This is a genomic window from Alteromonas alvinellae (assembly GCF_902705805.1).
Genome location: NZ_CACSIH010000023.1, coordinates 1 through 17,362, shown reverse-complemented (window position 1 = coordinate 17,362; position 17,362 = coordinate 1). Strand labels below are relative to the sequence as shown.

Annotated in this window: 16 protein-coding genes; 2 read left to right on the top strand and 14 right to left on the bottom strand. The window is 38.0% G+C overall.

Annotated elements, in window-relative coordinates:
* Positions 1–141: 141 nt before the first annotated feature.
* The 7 genes from ACX5KA_RS01590 to dusA all read right to left on the bottom strand — a co-directional run bounded on the left by ACX5KA_RS01590 (position 142) and on the right by dusA (position 5,226).
* The gene (locus tag ACX5KA_RS01590) at positions 142–897 is read right to left on the bottom strand and encodes a TIGR04219 family outer membrane beta-barrel protein (protein ID WP_039216331.1); all 756 of its coding nucleotides are present in this window, start codon (positions 895–897) and stop codon (positions 142–144) included.
* 3 nt (positions 898–900) lie between these two features.
* A complete protein-coding gene (locus ACX5KA_RS01585) occupies positions 901–1,893 on the bottom strand; it encodes a DUF2333 family protein (protein WP_039216332.1) in 993 nt (330 codons plus the stop codon).
* 157 nt (positions 1,894–2,050) lie between these two features.
* Positions 2,051–2,413 (bottom strand): hypothetical protein, encoded by a 363-nt coding sequence (locus tag ACX5KA_RS01580; RefSeq protein WP_458730278.1) that lies wholly within the window; start codon positions 2,411–2,413, stop codon positions 2,051–2,053.
* Positions 2,413–2,613, bottom strand: coding sequence for a PspC domain-containing protein (locus ACX5KA_RS01575; protein ID WP_458730277.1), 201 nt, complete (start codon positions 2,611–2,613; stop codon positions 2,413–2,415). The genes ACX5KA_RS01580 and ACX5KA_RS01575 overlap by 1 nt, the downstream gene beginning before the upstream one ends.
* Before the next feature lie 60 nt (positions 2,614–2,673).
* The gene (gene pspA, locus ACX5KA_RS01570) at positions 2,674–3,342 is read right to left on the bottom strand and encodes a phage shock protein PspA (RefSeq protein ID WP_458730276.1); all 669 of its coding nucleotides are present in this window, start codon (positions 3,340–3,342) and stop codon (positions 2,674–2,676) included.
* Positions 3,343–3,687: 345 nt separating this feature from the next.
* Positions 3,688–3,975: a hypothetical protein gene (locus ACX5KA_RS01565; RefSeq protein WP_039216335.1), complete on the bottom strand. Its 288-nt coding sequence runs from the start codon at positions 3,973–3,975 to the stop codon at positions 3,688–3,690.
* 192 nt (positions 3,976–4,167) lie between these two features.
* Positions 4,168–5,226, bottom strand: coding sequence for a tRNA dihydrouridine(20/20a) synthase DusA (gene dusA / locus ACX5KA_RS01560; protein ID WP_458730275.1), 1,059 nt, complete (start codon positions 5,224–5,226; stop codon positions 4,168–4,170).
* Between the two features lie 130 nt (positions 5,227–5,356).
* Here dusA and ACX5KA_RS01555 point away from each other — a divergent pair, with 130 nt between their 5' ends.
* On the top strand, positions 5,357–6,586 hold the full coding sequence (locus tag ACX5KA_RS01555; protein WP_458730274.1) for a tyrosine-type recombinase/integrase: 1,230 nt from the start codon (positions 5,357–5,359) through the stop codon (positions 6,584–6,586).
* 64 nt (positions 6,587–6,650) lie between these two features.
* Here ACX5KA_RS01555 and ACX5KA_RS01550 read toward each other — a convergent pair whose 3' ends face one another.
* The 4 genes from ACX5KA_RS01550 to ACX5KA_RS01535 form a co-directional block, all read right to left on the bottom strand.
* Positions 6,651–7,949, bottom strand: coding sequence for a DUF3644 domain-containing protein (locus ACX5KA_RS01550; RefSeq protein ID WP_458730273.1), 1,299 nt, complete (start codon positions 7,947–7,949; stop codon positions 6,651–6,653).
* Positions 7,950–7,962: 13 nt separating this feature from the next.
* On the bottom strand, positions 7,963–10,872 hold the full coding sequence (locus tag ACX5KA_RS01545) for a type III restriction-modification system endonuclease (RefSeq protein ID WP_458730272.1): 2,910 nt from the start codon (positions 10,870–10,872) through the stop codon (positions 7,963–7,965).
* Positions 10,872–12,824 (bottom strand): DNA methyltransferase, encoded by a 1,953-nt coding sequence (locus ACX5KA_RS01540; RefSeq protein ID WP_458730271.1) that lies wholly within the window; start codon positions 12,822–12,824, stop codon positions 10,872–10,874. Before ACX5KA_RS01540 ends, ACX5KA_RS01545 begins: the two co-directional genes overlap by 1 nt.
* A gap of 63 nt (positions 12,825–12,887) precedes the next feature.
* Positions 12,888–13,178 (bottom strand): hypothetical protein, encoded by a 291-nt coding sequence (locus ACX5KA_RS01535; protein ID WP_458730270.1) that lies wholly within the window; start codon positions 13,176–13,178, stop codon positions 12,888–12,890.
* Between the two features lie 216 nt (positions 13,179–13,394).
* Between ACX5KA_RS01535 and ACX5KA_RS01530 the strand changes: the two genes are divergently transcribed.
* Positions 13,395–13,610 carry a DUF3892 domain-containing protein gene (locus tag ACX5KA_RS01530; RefSeq protein ID WP_458730269.1) on the top strand — a complete coding sequence of 72 codons (216 nt, stop codon included), beginning with the start codon at positions 13,395–13,397 and terminating at the stop codon, positions 13,608–13,610.
* A gap of 150 nt (positions 13,611–13,760) precedes the next feature.
* Here the strand turns inward: ACX5KA_RS01530 and ACX5KA_RS01525 are convergent, their stop codons facing one another.
* The 3 genes from ACX5KA_RS01525 to ACX5KA_RS01515 all read right to left on the bottom strand — a co-directional run bounded on the left by ACX5KA_RS01525 (position 13,761) and on the right by ACX5KA_RS01515 (position 17,231).
* Complete coding sequence (locus tag ACX5KA_RS01525) at positions 13,761–14,975, bottom strand: competence protein CoiA family protein (protein WP_458730268.1); 1,215 nt, start codon at positions 14,973–14,975, stop codon at positions 13,761–13,763.
* Between the two features lie 185 nt (positions 14,976–15,160).
* On the bottom strand, positions 15,161–15,997 hold the full coding sequence (locus ACX5KA_RS01520) for a hypothetical protein (RefSeq protein WP_458730267.1): 837 nt from the start codon (positions 15,995–15,997) through the stop codon (positions 15,161–15,163).
* A gap of 478 nt (positions 15,998–16,475) precedes the next feature.
* Positions 16,476–17,231 carry a hypothetical protein gene (locus ACX5KA_RS01515; protein ID WP_458730266.1) on the bottom strand — a complete coding sequence of 252 codons (756 nt, stop codon included), beginning with the start codon at positions 17,229–17,231 and terminating at the stop codon, positions 16,476–16,478.
* Positions 17,232–17,362 lie beyond the last annotated feature (131 nt).

Here is a 17,362-nt window from a genome sequence, read left to right as displayed (position 1 = left end):
AGAATAAATGAAACTTTTTTATTACTGAAAGTGCTAATGACTGTGTGAATAGGTAATAACGCGCGTAAACATTTTCCTTGGAAATTAAAAAAGGCGTGAACTGCACAAGCAGCCACGCCTTTAAAAACAGATAGTTAGTGCTTAAAAATGAAGTTCTAAGCCTGCGAATACACCGTCAAATTCCATGTCAGCATAAACATCGTCAAGGTCTTCAATATCAACTGTTACGTTTCTGTAACCAACTTGAAGGGTCATATCGACGGCTAAGCTCTCAATAAATGAATATTGAACCGCAGCTTGATAGTCGCTTAGCTCGTGATCATCGAATGACAAATAGCTGCCTTCAAAATATGCAGACAATCCAGTAAATGGAAGACCCAGCTGTACTTTTGAATACGCCATTGGAACAATACCAGAGAACTCTGCAGAGCCACTCGTGTCGCTATCACGCTCTACAACGCTTAGTGCTCCGTCGATATACTTTGCATTTATACCCAAATCAAAGCTGACTAAATCATTGTCGAATAGCTCGTAATATAAAATGAAATCCGTTGTATCAATTTCAATGTCCGTATTTACAACAGCATCATTTCGAAATAATTCATCATCAAAAGTAAATTCGGATTGAAGCGCTGTAGTCCCAGAATTCTCTAACGTAGTGTGATTCACTTTCACGTTCGGTAAAAAAGGCACAGGATGTTCAAAGGCAATATATAACGCCGTATTGGTTTCATCGTCAAAATTGAAATCAGCGGTGTTATTGTTATCAGCAAAACCACCTTGTGTATCGGTTTGCCACATTTGTGCACCAACATACACGCCAGCAATAGTGTCTGCGTGAGATGAAACTGAAAATAATGCGCATCCCAATGCGGCAGCGATAAGACCCTTTTTCATTAATTATCCTTGATTAAGAAGTTCTGATATTTCAATTAAAGCAGCGTTTGCACGAGAAATATAGTTAGCCATAACTAAAGAGTGATTAGCTAACATACCAAAGCCACTGCCGTTTAAAATCATCGGACTGAATACAGACTGTTGTGTTGCTTCCAGTTCGCGAATAATCTGCTGAAGACTTACTAAAGCATTTTTATCTTCTAGCACATCAATAAATTCAATTTCTACGGCTTTAAGAAAGTGCAGTAAAGCCCATGTTGCACCGCGCGCTTCATAAAAATTGTCATCGAGTTTCCACCAGCTAGTCTGAACAACACGTTGGTTAGTGCTTGGAGTAGATTGCTTTGCATTTGCATCTCCAGCTAAATCCGTATTAATCCTAGCAGACCCTACGCTGGCACTGAGTCTTTGTGAATAGCTACCCAACCGTTTTTCGACCTGTTTCAGCCATTCGCGCAAATTATCTGCACGGGTGTAAAACTGGCTATCGGAGTTTCGCGTATTTGCCAGTTCGTCGCGATATTTTTTCAATAATTCAATACCTTCGGCGTAGCTCGATTCAGACGAAGGCAATGCCCAGCTTTTGTGGTCCATATTAAACTTGGGGTGGGCTTTGGTGAGGTAAGGGTTTTCAATTGATTGAGATTGAGAACGGCTGAAATCTTTACGCATAGAAAGAGCCAGATCACGCACCATTTCCAGTGCACCAAACTCCCACGCTGGCATATTGTCTAGAAAAATTCCGGGAGGAAGAACATCATTTGAAAGGTAGCCACCAGGCTTATCTAGTAAAGTCTCTGAAACATCAATCATGGTGGTAGTTAATGTGTAACCCGCAATGCTTGTTGGGTTCTCTACAGGTGAATTCTGCTCCAAGCGTTTTCTTACATCGAACGTATCTGGCGACAAACTCCAATACCACCCGATTAACCAGAAAAGTAAAAAGATCACCACAGCGACAATCGCTATCCGTTTTGAGTTAATAGATTGTCTCATATAAACACCAACCTTCCTTTTTAAATAACAAATAGCCGACAGTGGTCAGCTATTTGAAACAACTAATATTACGTGAAAAATGCGAAACCTTTATGACGGTTACCGTTATAACACCACCTTTTACTACGTTAACACAATTTAAATTTATTTATGTTAATTATAAAGTATGGCGCATGTTTACGTCATTTTGTCGCTCATAAGCAGCAGATTTACGATTTTTAAGAGCATATAGGGCAATACCGATTAGTATAATTGGCCAGAAAGCACTGACACCCAATACGAGCAAAGCCAAAAAGCCTGCACCTAAAGCTAAAAGAATCGTCCCCATAACGCTTATAGCAACAACAAAGCCCACTATGGCAAGGGCAACACCGATTAACGAAAGCACTGCCACGTTTTCCCAAGGACTTAGCAACTCGTCAGACATAACAAGGTGCATGCCTAGCCAGCTATCTACAAGGCTTCCCAAGCAATTCACCAAAATAATGGCGATAACTAACGCAATTAAAAAGTTTTTCATTACACTAATCTCGGTAATAGAATAACGGCAGCCACATAGGCCACTAGTGTAATGGGGGTGGCGATGAATAAGCCCGCTATCGCTGCCGCTCTTACCCATACTGCATCAATATCAAAATAACGTGCAACCCCTGCACACACACCTGAAATAATGCCAGAATCAAGGTCTCTATAAATTCGTTTCTGTGATGGTACTTTCATCATTTTCTCCAAAATGTTTCTTCGATATCTACAATATAAGTTGGCGGCACCCAAGGTCGCTTAAGCGACCTTTTTCTTCTTAAGTTCTGCCAATTCTTTTTCGATCGCTTCGTTTGCTTCCATCGCATCGAACTCGGCCCGCAAAGATGTTGCTTCATTCGACTTTGTAAGGTCGTACGCATCCACTTGCGCTTCCAGATGGTCAATACGCTGTTCGTAGCTTTCGAAACGCATCATGGCGTTATCAATTTTGCCCTCGTGATCAGCTTGCTTCACTTTCAAGCGAGTTTGCGCTGAATGTTTGCGCTGAACTAAGGTTTTTTGCTTAGCTTTGGCTTCAGCCAACTTGCTGTTCAAGCGAGCTGTATCGCCTTGAATTTTTTCGATACTTTCTGCAAGGTGCGCTTCCTGCTCTTCAAGAGAGGCAAGTTTAGACACATATTTTTGCTTCTCTATAAGCGCCGCTTTTGCCAATGACTCTTTTTCATTGTTCATTGCAATTTGTGCTTTGTGCTGCCACCCTTCTACTTCTTTATTTGCTGCTGCGATATGACGCGCTAAGGTTTTTTGCTGTGCAATAAAGCGCGCCGCGTCAGTGCGAACTTCAACCAGGGTTTCTTCCATTTCTTGAATAATCAAACGAATGATTTTTTCAGGATCTTCAGCTTTATCTAACATCGCGTTGATGTTTGCTTGAACAATATCGTTAATGCGTGAAAACATACCCATGATTCTTTCTCCGTTAAAAGTAGTGTTGTAGTTCCCAGCATTTATTCTTAAGTTCACACACTGCTGGTTACCGCTGACTGAGTTCTCCTCAACACTTTTAGTATTACAATGACCATGCCACTTATTTAAAGCATTGATAAATATAGATTTATTTAAAAATAACAGCCTGACAACTTGTACACTTTAATAGCAGATACGATAAATTAGTGTATTTAACTAACCGAATTGTTAAATTGACCACTTCTAATCGTCAGCATTCAATCTTTAACATTTCAAACATGCTTACATCGTGATTTAAGCAAAAAAAAGCGCCTTTCGGCGCTTCTGCTAATTAACAATATTTATTTAGTCTGCATCTTCTTCTGTTGAACTACCGTCTGAAGTAGCGGCAGCCACTAAATCAGTCACACTGACCTTACCGCTTCCACGTTCTTCTTGTGGGCTAAGTTCAAAGTGATAAGTTGCGTTTGCTACTGCTTGATATACGTCAGCCTTAATCTCTTGAGATGTGCTGGCGACTGCATTAGTAACTACATTGGTCAAAAACGATTGAAGCACTGACTCTTCTGCATTTGCTACGCTGCTTGCCATGCTTGCTGTCAGTAAAGTTGCTGCGATTAGTGAAGTTTTCATGATATCCCTCTAAATTTAGTCAGTGCAACAACACACCGTTGTTGCGATACTTAGAGGATTGCGAGAGCTGTGCCAACTCCTTAAAAACAACTTAAGCAGCTGATATATATAAACTTTAAGAAAAGCTCGCGTAAACGCGAGCCTTTAATTAAATTGAGCAAACATTAAACTTTGGTCAAAAATACTAAGTTATTAGTCTTTTTGACTATTGTGCTCAGCAACTTCTTTTTGCGCGCTCTCTACGGCATCTAATGCATTAAGAAGTAAATTAGGATCTGGATTCTTACCCGTACCATTTTGACTTAAATATCTACGCCAAATACGTCCACCCGCTTGCCCTTGATAAAGGCCCAAAATATGCCGTGCAGCATGCCAGGGTTTAAAATACGGGTCGTCTTGGCGTTCAATGTATTGCTGCATTTGAAGCACTATCTCACGTCGCGACAAACTCTGAGCATTAGTATCGCCAAATATGTCTTTATCAACGGTAGACATGATATACGGGTTTGCGTAAACCTCGCGTCCTACCATTACACCGTCAACGTTCTCTAACTGTTGCTGAGTTTCAGCAAGTGTTTTAATACCGCCGTTAATACTAATAGATAACTCAGGGCGCGCCTGTTTAAGCCTGTGAACCCGAGGGTAATTCAAAGGCGGAATTTCACGATTTTCTTTAGGGCTCAAACCTTGTAGCCACGCTTTTCTGGCATGAACAATAAAGGTGTCACACCCCGCGTCTGCCACTATGTCAATGAAGCGAGCAAAGTCTTCATCTTCATCCATGTCGTCGATACCAATACGGCATTTTACCGTAACGGGAATATCTACCGCAGCCTGCATAGCCTTAACGCAGCTGGCTACCACTTCAGGTTGCGCCATCAAACACGCACCAAAACTGCCATTTTTAACTCTATCACTTGGGCAGCCTACGTTTATGTTGACTTCATCGTAGCCGCGCTCTTGTGATAATTCAGCACACTTGGCCATGTCAGACGGATCACTGCCTCCCAATTGAACCGCCACAGGGTGTTCTTCTTGGTTATAACCAAGGTAATCGCCTTTACCGTAAATGATCGCGCCCGTTGTTACCATTTCGGTATAAAGCAGCGTATGCTTAGACATTAATCGTAAAAAGTAGCGACAATGGCGGTCTGTCCAATCCAGCATTGGAGCGACTGAGAAGCGTCTATTCACCGCAGATCTCCCTAAAGCCTGATCTGATTGACTTTTAACACTTCCTCGTTCACGCATATTTGTACCTATTTCCGCATGTTTTGGGATATTTTATCTAAAAACGTCCCCATGGGGATTTTCATTTGGGGACGTTTTCATTATCCTAATAGACTGAATATATTTCCGTATTGTACAACAGGAATGGGTTATGGCTAAAGCAACTCCCAGAGGATACATTGATACTAGAGTAAATAAGAATGGTGAGCCTCGCTTTAGAGCCAAGGTCAGAGTTAGAGACAAGACGAGACCTACAGGCTATTACGAACTTAATAAAACTTGGGACACATTAAAAGAAGCTGAAAATTGGCGAGACGATAGGATCAGCAAACTGAAAAAAAATGGTATTCCTACCACTGAAGAGGAAGAGCTTAAAAAGCAACAACTTCTTAACTCCAGATTAAAGGAAGTGAGACTTGGCGAACTGATCTCAATCTTTCTTAGTGATGCCGATAATGACAGATTAACTATTGGAGATAGCAAGTACTACGGCCTCCTAAAAATCACGTCTTATGGCATAGCTTCTAAGCGTGTTAGCTCGCTCAGAAAGACGGATTTAGATGCATTCATACATGAACGTAGAAATATTGATCAAGTTAAGCCCTACACCGCTTATATGGATTTGGGTTACATAAAATCTGTCATAAAAGTAGCTAAATCATATGGGATTAACGGGTCCGTTGATTTCATTGAAAACGCAATGCTCGAATATCGCGAAGAATACAAGAAAAATCCAAAAAAGAGCTTATTAGAGTTTAAAGCCAGAGAAAGAGATACGCGGATTAGTAACAAAGATTTTGAATTGCTAAGAGAAGGACTACTAAACAGGCAAGAACACCATTCAGCTAAAATTCCTTACTTAACTATCTTAGATTTTGCTGTAGCAACATGCATGAGAGTTGGTGAAATTTGTAGAGTCACATGGCGAGATTTTAAGGACGATAGAAAAGAGTTGATCATAAGAAATAGAAAGCACCCAAAGCTAAAAAATTTCGATCAAACTATTCCGTTAATTGGTGGAGCGTTCGAAATTCTAATGGAAAGGAAATCTCAAGTCGAGAAGGCTGGCACTTTCAAATTAGAAAATCGAATTTTTCCTTACAAAGCCGATAGTGTTAGTTCTGGCTGGAGAGTCACAAGGAAAAAACTGATCGATGATGGAAAGAATCTTGAGCACATTGTATTTCATGACCTTCGCTCACATGGTATTACTAAACTTATAAAAGACGGATGGGACATTTCGAAAGTCGCAGTTGTCTCAGGTCATACCAACTTAGACGTATTGAATAGAATCTATGCTCGTATTAGAGCTGAAGATGTTGTTCAAGAATATGAAGAACGTGAAGCTAAAAAGAGAATGGCTGAAGCGAAAAAACAGTAACTCGCACAAGTGGTTACGTGTATTGCACTGCTCCTGCCTACAGTCAGCCGAGCTCGTAATCATATCATTTTTTGGAATTCCATTTATTTTTAGCTTCAGATAGAAAGTTATCGTTTTGTGTGATTCTTCTAATGATTTCATTCACAGCTTCGTAAGAAAAAATGTGTTTATTAGCTAGAGCCTGATAGTAGTGAAATTCGTTATTTTCGCTTTTCCAGTTAAGCTTATACAGACACGCCTGAAAGCAATTAGGATTAAAAGTCATGTCACCCGTTTTTTTGCACTTTGCAACTAAACACTTTGATAGTTTCTTAGAATCAAACTTTTCGAATAGACCTTTCTTTATCGCATCAATAGCAGCAGATTGGGTTAGAGGGTGGGATTCTTCAGGGTTGATTGTTTTATTTACAATTAGAGCATTCTTTAAGTTTTTTAAATCAGCAGATTTCCCACTAGCCGTTGCAATAATCGTATCTCCATCTTTTGCGTACACTAGAGAAACATTGATTGGAATTGCGAATTCAATATCGTTTGAGTTTGTAATCGCTTCTTCCGTAGCCTTGGCCAATTCGAGTATTTCATCAGCCGCATTTCCGTAGTAGGTCTTTAGTAATGATGCAGGAGGCAACTTAAAATCCCCTACGAGCGAGAGCATACCGCTGTGTTGCGAGTTTAAAAACGCAGTTTCAGCAAAACTTTCAAACTGAGAGGAATAATTTAATACACCTGATTGAAAAATTCTTGATGCTAACCCTTGGAGTTCAGGCATTAATAAATGAACTGCGTTATCTCTCCAGTCTGCTATACGCTCGATATTCTTCCTAATTTGGTCGGTTTCTTTGAATAGCTTATTCAAGCAGTCCCTAAGCGAAATAGTTTCTTTAAACCCTTTCTTACGGGCTGGTCTGTAAATACTATTTTCACCGTCTTTTTCAATAATAATAGCCTTAAGTAATTGTTCCCATGAAGTCGAGAAAAGCATTACAAAACCATCTAGCTTATTTTCTAATGAGGGCCTGTTGTATAACTCCAAAGCTAACATCATGTTATCTCGTGACTTTTTTAGTAGAGCTTTGGCTAAGTTAGACTTGCATTTGTGACCTAACTCTTGAAAGTGTTTACTCTGTGATAACCGTTTCTTAAACTCAATAAAGCTAATATCAAGAGTATTAATAGCCTCGTAAGTATCTTCAGAAATTAACGTGACAAACTGGGTTATCTGGCCTTTACCAAAATACGTTTTAAATGTATTTGGTTTCCAGCCAGTGGCTCCGATAACTTGTGCTTTGCTAAAATGTCTCGCTTGCTTTTGCTTCTTTTGTAAAAACTCAAAGAATCGTTGTTGTGCATTTCCCTCTGCCAATTTTATTCCTTTATCAGTGTTGAATATTGTCTTTAATCAAGTTGTACACGATATCATCAGCAAATTGAGTCTTAAACTCAACTTTTACTTCCTTGCTGATTTCATTAAATAGCTCTCTCGCATGCTCAATCTTTTTAGCTTCTTCCTTACGCAGGCTTTCTTTCCCTTCAACGTTCTTAGTCTCAATGATGAAATTTAAATAATCACCATCACTCGTCTTAACTACATAGGCAAAGTCAGGCGAGTATGTGTAGCCACCAGAGACAGGAATTTTTATTGAGTTTTTGGGTATTTTCGTAAAGACAGTAACAGACCTTATTTCACCATTAGTAATGTTTAGCTTCTCCAACTCTGAATCATAAAAAACATCTTCGAAAAGATAATTATCTAATGGAGTCAACGATTCACCTGAATGAACACCCAAATCGCTTGCTGCTACGTCAACTAACGCATTGCCTGCTTGGTCTGTAAACTTGGTTGGATGTACGCTATTAGAAATAACATTGTAACCAAGACCAAATTTGCTAAATGAGTTGTATAGCAGGAATTTACTAAAACCAGATTTTATCTTCCTGATGGTTTGAATATTAAGATAATCTGTTATGTCTATTTTGCTTTGAACTGCTACAAAGGCTTTGTGTAACGTAGATGGTTTTATAAATGCTGTTTGCGATAGACGAGTAATAAACTCTTGGTATGTCATAGTGCTGAATTTAGCGAAATCATCATCGTCACCGAATAATGTTTTAGACATTGCCGTATCATTGCTTATGTACACTTTTTCAATACGTGTCTGAACTCCCGTTTTCTTGAACTTGTCAGACTCTGTAAGTAAATAGTTAGAAAAGAGACTTTGAAATTCCTTTTCACTGGCGATTTTATATTCCAAGACCGCTTTTTGATTGATCATGTCCCACAATCTTTTTAGCTCATCAAACTTACCAACTCGCATTTTCGAACGAGCTTTTCCCTCTGTCGCTATTTTGATTTTGCCTTTCTTTACACCACTAGGGAAAGCATCTGGAAACGAGTCTTTCAACTGGGTATAAGCATTTGAGCCAAGGAAATTTTTACTTTTATCAATAATGCCTTTTTCAAGCAAATCTAGCATTAAATCAAGGGATTCAACATCAGGATATTTAGATAAAATTTTATCCTCTAGTTCTTGAGTGAACTTGGACGGAACAGTTTCCTTAAACGATGTCTCATTTACCTCCTGAACTAAAGATGCTACAAAGTCCTTTTCAGTAAAATCCACGAAATAGTTCAATCTAAATTCACCGTTAACACGTGCCATAAACTCATTGACTGGCAGGCGTAGGCCTCGTCCAACTTCTTGAAGCTTTGATGTTGTGCTACCACTTGACCGTAATTTACAGAGTGTAAAAATGTTAGGGTTGTCCCAACCCTCTCGAAGAGTCCATTTTGAGAAAATGAATCGTCTAGGATTATCTAGAGATAACAGTAACTCTTTATCGTGCAAAATCTCATTGATCTCTTGCTCGATTTTTTCATCCTTATCGCTATTATCTTTGGAGAAATATCCACCGTGAACACTGCTAATGTCAGCGATAGTTTTCTCCAAGTAATATTTGTAGAATTCATCTTTTTCCGTTTTGAGTAGCTCCTTGGCTTCAGCTAAAGCCCACTCTTCAAACTTAGTCTTTAAACTTCCAGAAATATTATTTCCATCACGGTAGCCTTCGATATCATCAATGAAGAACAAAGTCAGAGGTTTGATACGTGGGCTTTGGGTTAGCATTTCACGTTCTACCTTGAAATGCTCTTTTATGGCTCTACGCATCATATTATCTTCGAGCGTATCAGAGTAAGAGTAAGGGTTTATTGACTCATTAATCTTTAGCTCAATGCCGTTACTGAGGACTACCATCTTAGTGTTCATTGACTCAATGTATAGGTCGTGAATTTCAGGATGAGCCTTCGCTAGTGACTCTCCTTTACCAAATTTGATAGTGCTCTTTTTGTCATTTTCATTTAGCTCAAAGCTTGCCTCTATTGTGGTCGATTTTTTAAGCGTCAAACTAGCAAGATCATCACCTACCATTTCCTCAATAAAGGTATTAATGCCTTTAACGAGATCGTCATTAAACGCGTCAACAGCCGTTAAACGATAAACAAGGTTTTCATAATCCTCATTAAACGTTGCACCATAGCGGATGATGCTTTGAGCATTGAATTTTTCAATGTTATTCCATGTTGTTTTAGCCTTGGGAAACTTATGAGGCTCATCGATTATAATGAATGGCTTTACGGCACTAATTGCTTCAATTGGTGTGTTGTATCTATTGTCTAATAAGCCACGGTCATATACTTCCGTCAAAGATGGGGAGTTAACCATCCCTGAATTAATCACCATCACGTGAATGTATTTTTTGTTGTAATTATTAGCTTCTACAAAATCGTGAATCGCTTGCGGCATAAACGACTTAGTGTTTTTCTTAGACGATTTTTTACTCTCAACAACATACGTTTTAAGTTCACGCTCTGTCTCTCGAAAGTGTTCTTTAAGCGCATCACTTTTAAGAAAGTTCACCGTACCCGCTTTAATCGAAAGCGTTGGTACTATAATGATAAATTTGTTGATACCGAAAGCTTTGTTTAGCTCAAACATTGTTTTGGTATAGGTGTAGGTTTTACCTGTACCAGTTTCCATCGAAACATCAATCACATTACTACTCTCGTTGTAATGATCTTTGGTGTGTTCGATACCATTAAATTCGTGGATAGCCTTTATGTTTGAGAGTTTCTGTTGCTTCGTAATAACGAGCTCTGGATTCGCTAAAAGCCGAACACCTTGCTCGTCAGCTAGTTGTGGCTCTGCGCCTATAAACATATTGAGAACTGCGTCTACACCTGCTTTTTGGTGTGGCAAATTCTTTTCAAAAGTGAATCCTTTGCTCATTAGTTACGTACCACTACATCAATCTCGATAGACTTCTTATTTGCATAGCTCTTTAGTGCTTCGTTTAACTCCATCTGTTTAACACTGTCAAAATTGTTGGCGTAATAAACAATCTTGTTCGGGTCAAAATCTTTGTCATTAGTATCATCAAGTTTGTGAAGTAACGCTTTGAGCGCATTAGAACTGAAGTCTGGAGCAATCATATACAAGCGTCTATCGCACAGATGTGCTGTGTAACCATCAAGGTCAATATCCACAATCGGAGTGGTCAACTCACTACCATCATACAAAACCCAAGTTGTTAATAGAGTTTGATACTGGGTATTCGTCAACACAACATCATCAAACATCGTTAAATTGGATAAGGTTAACTCTTTTTCATTATCAGTAACGCGGAAGTCTTCAACCGTCTCGAAAATTCTGAAACCTAGTGAGGTTTTAGGATTGTTGCTTTCATTTGTAAGCTGATTTGAAGCTCGTATTAAGCGCTCTTTTGTTATATCAAAAATAGTCTTGTAACCTCGTTGATACGCCACGCTGTCTTTTTCACATTCTTCTGGGATTTGAACTGTTATAAATTGGCGCTCACTATTTTCTTCTGCGTTAAGTTCCATAACTGCATGTGCAGTTGTTCCTGATCCAGCGAAGAAGTCCAAAACCAAGTCTTTGTCATCACTTGCAAGGGAAATACATTGCTTCATTAATTCTAACGGCTTCGGAAACTGCAACACTCCACTCATATCGAGTTTTCCAGACTCTATAGTTCCTTGCTCATTTATGAATTTGGTTTCCGTCCAAATAGATTTAGCTTTAGTAGTACTCTTTCTTGACTGTTCATAAATATTCCAGCCTCCATCACGTTTTTGTTTACCGAAAATGGTTGGGATTTTGGCATTAATCCCTTCTTTTAGTAGCTTTTCTTTTCCCCACCTCCAACAGCTGTCATCTCCGTTACTATTTTTGGGAAAGACTTCAAACGTGAACTTTTCAGATGGTGATAGCGAAATTGGTGCCAAGCCTTGGTCATTAGCAGAAGTTGTATCTATATAAATTGGGTAATATAGATTTGGACGATTATGTTTTCCAAACTTAGGATTTCTGTTTCTTAATTCCCATAAATCATAACTTCCATATTCATCCTCGAAAGGTAGCTTTCCATCAGCTTTTTCGAGTTCGCCTAACGAGGAATCTGCCGACTTGTAATATACAAGGATATACTCGTGACACTTGGCAATTTCTTTATAAGTTTGACCGCGTTTGTTCGACTGGACGGTTATCTGGGAGAGAAAATTTGCCTCACCAAAAATTTCATCACATAGCAGCTTTAACTGACTAACTTCGTTATCATCTATCGAAATGAAAATTACACCGTCATGCGTAAGTAGCTCCTTAGCTACGTATAACCTAGGGTAGATAAAGGTTAGCCACGCACTATGGCTATTTGAACCCTTATCAGCGAAACTCAAGATACGTTCAGCTTCTTCAATATCAATACCTGCTAACTTAGAAAGCTGCTCTTTGGTAAACTTTCGGTCGTCACAGTAAACAAAACCATCTGAGCCAGTATTATACGGCGGGTCGATGTAAATCATTTTGACCCTTTCACTGTAAGCGTTAGCTAAGTGCTTCAATACTTCTAAGTTATCGCCTTTGATAAGCAGGTTTTTACTATCTTTATGTTGTTCTTTTGTGTTGTGGTCTATATCTTCGCGGATCAGTACTTTCGGCGGCAAGTTTGCTAACAGTCGAGAATATGATTTCCCCAACCATTGGAGTGAGTAGCTCTCTTTTGATATGTCAACTTCATTAGCGTTGACTATCTCAAGCATTCGGTCTTGAATAAAATTACCTTGACGGTCAAAACAGCTAGGGAAGTGTTTTTTGAGAATTTCAAGTTGCTTACTGTTTGTAGTTTCAACATTTGAAAATACTGTTTCTTCTTTAATTTCCATCTTTAAACCTAAAATATTGTTATTCTGATATTTCTAGCAACAAGGGATTGAGAAATGAGGAATCTATACGTTGCTATTTTCTTCGATGATTTTTACAGACGCTTCACTGAGGCCGATTCTACTTAATTCTGAGATTGCTCCGTCTAAGCTCTTAAAAATTCTAGGTTCATAAGGTTGTCTAGAGCTACTTAAAACAATTGGATTGCCGTCCCATTCAGCAGCATTGCCTTTGAATGCAACTATATAATTGCCTTTGGAACCGATAACTTCAGCACTGTTGATCAAGTTGTCTTCAACTCTAGTCCTCGCCATCGAGCTTAAAATACAGTTTCCACCATTAATACCAGATATCATGGTTCACTCCCCATAAAAAGATAATGAAACAATATCAAATATCGATTCAATATCAAAGATCGAAGGGAAATTTTGAATGTTTTTTATCCGCCAAAGCCTTGAAATATTACTGTATGCCCAAACAGTAAAATTATACACCAAAGGAGGTGAATCAGCAGGTTGCAATGCTGACCTTACGTGTATAACGACTATGACACAAATCAACAGGAGGCCAACATGGCTAAAGGTAGTAGTATTAATGGCAACGGCGGTGGTGCCAAAGGTGGTAATGCTAGTTATTCAGTAAAAGGCAGGGGCGAGATAAGCCGCTCTAAGCTTGTAAAAGAAGTAAAGCAAGGCAAGCATCCCGACACTCATATCTATAAGCGTAATGGTGTTGAATATGCTCGTAATAATCCTAATCACGACAAACCTGACAATATTAACGACTAGGTAAATCAGTGGCATGGACGCTTACTACCTATAATGAACTATTCAATTGAATTTTTTGCCTCGATTAATTTTTCTATTCCAGGCGAGCCGCGCACTATAGGTTTTTTTTATCGTATTCAAACTTCTGAGATGCTTTCAAACTGTCTTTTGTCAATGTAAAAGTGCAGTTTTCACCTTTTGAACTGTATTTTTAGCCCTGCCTGTTTGTCGTGCGACATCGCGTATACTCAGATTTTCTTTTAGTAACTCAACTACCTCTGGATACTCCTCGATGAGTTCCTCACGTGACTTTGTTCTACGGCCTGTATCTTTATTTAGAAGTGATTGCTGGCAAAGTAAATTACTCTTCAGTTTAAATGGCTTCAAAGGTTCTTGCTCATTTATAGATTTAAACTGCTCAAGCAACGTGAATTCAATATTGGTGTTAAACAACTCTTTAAAACTAGCTAATTTATACCTATTTTTCGCATGAAAATAATGTAAAAGTGGCTCTACTCGTCCAGCATATTTCACATAAGCCAATACATCCGCATTGTGAACATTTCCATGCTTTTTCAGTTCAGCAGTCACTTCTCTTAACCTTTCCTCAGCACATCGAGTAGTCATACCGATTTTCAGAAAAGTAGTCTCATTGCCTTCTATGAGAGCACTGAATTTGAACAAGTAGAGATGCTGCTTTGAAAAAGACTCTACTTTTTTCTGAATGAGCTTTGAATGCTCTGAATTTATGCGGTACTGCTTGTCGTAGTGAGCCTGAAGCCAAAACGCTTGAGCATTTAAAAAGTCACTAATAGTGTGCTGGTTGTTAAGCTTGTTCTGGTGATAACATTTATTAATACTCGTAGTAAGCTTCGTTCCATGTAGCCAAGTGCTTCTAACATTAATATCAGAAAAGGTTCTGAACACATCACCGATAGCTGTTAGCTTATCTGTCGGGCAACCATCATCATCGAGCAAAGATGAGTCTATCCCTTTCAACATATTCTGACACTGAGCAAGGTCATCAGAAATCGATTTTTTAACTTCAAGTAGCCCCATTGCCTCAAGATTAGATATTGCTTCATTCATGCCTTCGAAACGAAATATTCTGTCAGATGAATATCGTTCCCTTCTATCCATATATTTTTGTTCTTTTGAACTGAGCATTTCAAATTTGTCGATTGTGGGCAGCGTAGCAGCTTTAGCCGCTTCAACTGATTCAAGACAGGTGTCGAACTTGTGAGAGAAGTGATGGGACTTCACTTGACCTTTTTTAGCCAGCAATGCTCCTCCGCAATAAGGACAGGTAAGGTTTGTTAGACCACTTTTAACTGTGGAAACGTGTTGCCACTCTCCTCTTTTATTTATACCAAAATTTAAATACATTTTTTTCTCCATAAAGTCTTACGACAAACTCGGTAAGACTCTATTAAAGAAACCACATTTAAAATTTAATTCAATAGCTAAAATTAAAATAAATCATTGATTATATTATAGTATATCCAAGGTATCCGTACTCGACTCTAGCTATTTAAAAGTTGTTGAATGATGAGTTAAGGGCTTGATGCGCATTAATGATCGCACAACGAATCCCTAACTCTATTAGTGTCAACAAAGTCATGATTAACCAAGATTGTAACGTATTCGCTATCCTCCATCTCGGTCTTATTGAGGGAGTATGTATTTATGTAGCCTATGGTAGATAGTGACTTTATAGCTTTCAATAACGCCTTTCTCTGGTCATTTTTACTTTTATAATTGGGAGCGACTCTGGAAATTAAGTAATCAAAATTGTGATTAACCCCTTTCTTGTTACCTTTAAACTTTCTAGTTTCCAAATAAAGGAACAACGCTTTTTCGTGGTCTGTTCTCAGTTGATTGACAATATCTATGTAAATTTTTTCTTTCGAATAGTAGGAGACACTGAGGTTTGCTAAGTCTTCATCAACTTCAATATTGATTTGTTTTTTTCTATAGTTCCAATCAAAACACTTTATCAAACTTGTAAAACGGCCTGTTAACTTGTTGCCGTGCTCATCGAATCTATTTATCTGAAATTGAGCCTTTTGAAGCGCGCCCAGTCTATTCTCTACTTTCTGCTTAAGTTGCGATTCTAGCTTTCTCTTCAGTCCGAGGACGATGAGTTGCCTTTCGGTGAATGAAATTTTTGTAGACTGTTGTTGTTGAACTCTTGAAGCAATCAACGAGTACAATTTGAAATCTAGGTTGATGTCTAACTGCTCTCCGTTGTATGAGATATTTTCCAGTTTTGTTCTCTTTAACTCATTAATCTTAATGAGCTTTCTTGCAGAACCTTTTGCTATTGGCATAAAAATAGGGGCGAACAATAAGCAGCTATAGTGGGCGGTCTCACGGTGGTTATTAATAAATAATTTTTTTTCAGTCATCTCTCTTTTCCATTCTTATATCTTTAATAAAACACTTTTTTTAAAAAATGGAATAGCAACCTGTAAAAAATCTTATAAATACTTTTAAGCCCCCTTAAAAGCACCGTAACACTCCCACATTGACTCTTTTACTCTCTCCCAAAACTACTTTAGACTCCCTAGTAGCACTTTTAGTCTCTCAGGAAACACCTTCAGTGTCTTGTGAAATTTATTTTTATCGTTTATTTTCATATACTTAAACATGTCCTACAGTACTTTAGAGATCTTTAGAGTCTATTAACCCTTTAACCTTGATGTCGGTTTTTGTACTCACTCGGTTTTGATTTGTTTTAATCGTAGAAAAGCTTATGTTCAAACAAAGGTTATAGATAATGGTAAATTTCAACTATCTATTTTCTGAAGTGACGTATCGATGATACGTTAATGAAGGTCTTGAGAATCTTCTGTTAATCTAATGATTTTCAAAAAATCTATACATTCAAAAGAGTCTTATCCTGCTGTTTAGTTTGAAAATATTACATCTTTTGTTAGCAAGTCTCTCAGCCAAAGATTCTGCTATTTTCATGCTATTTTTGTAAAGGGTCTCATGCTTTTGTAAATCTGATGCAACAGGATGGTTTAACAGTGATTCTGGGCATAGATTTTTTCCATTGATTTTTCTTTGGAGTAAACGGTCTATCTGGTCATTGAAGTGATATTCTTTCTTCGAGTAGCTATATAATACTGATTCTACAGATATAACATAACCGAATGTCTGATTCTGGTTACTGGTAACTAGAACTGAGTTTCTGCTTAAAAAGCTGAAGTAAGAATAAAATGGTATTACAAGCCTATTTTTATCTCTCTTAAATGTGATGTTGAGAACTAGATGAGATTGATGTAGAAACAACAAAAAGACTAGTAGTAGCAGAATACCTTTCTCTTTCTTATCCTCTGCTTCAACTTCTGGACTATCAATTTGCAACTTGGCAGTGAGTGGTTCTGATACCGTCAAATCAAACTCAAATGAACTGTTATGTTCATTCATAATTCTGTATATGTCTGCTAGAGTAATATTGTAAAGGAAATGATAATCTAGCTCTGGATAAGAAGATCTCAGTTCATTTATTAAGCCTAGTAAGTTTTCTTGCTCAAAATCAAGTTTTTTGAGACCTATTTTCTCCAATTTTTCAAAAATATCATCTGCAATCATTTTTGAATCTTTATTTCTATCAATACGTTTTTCGTCTTCCATAAAATTTTAATTATTTATATATAAAATAAATAACATACATGGAAGCTAATTCAATACCATGTCAAGTCACAGAGCAAGTATGTAAGAGCTTAATATTTTCTTTTAGATATTTTTTTTAAATTTTTTGTTAC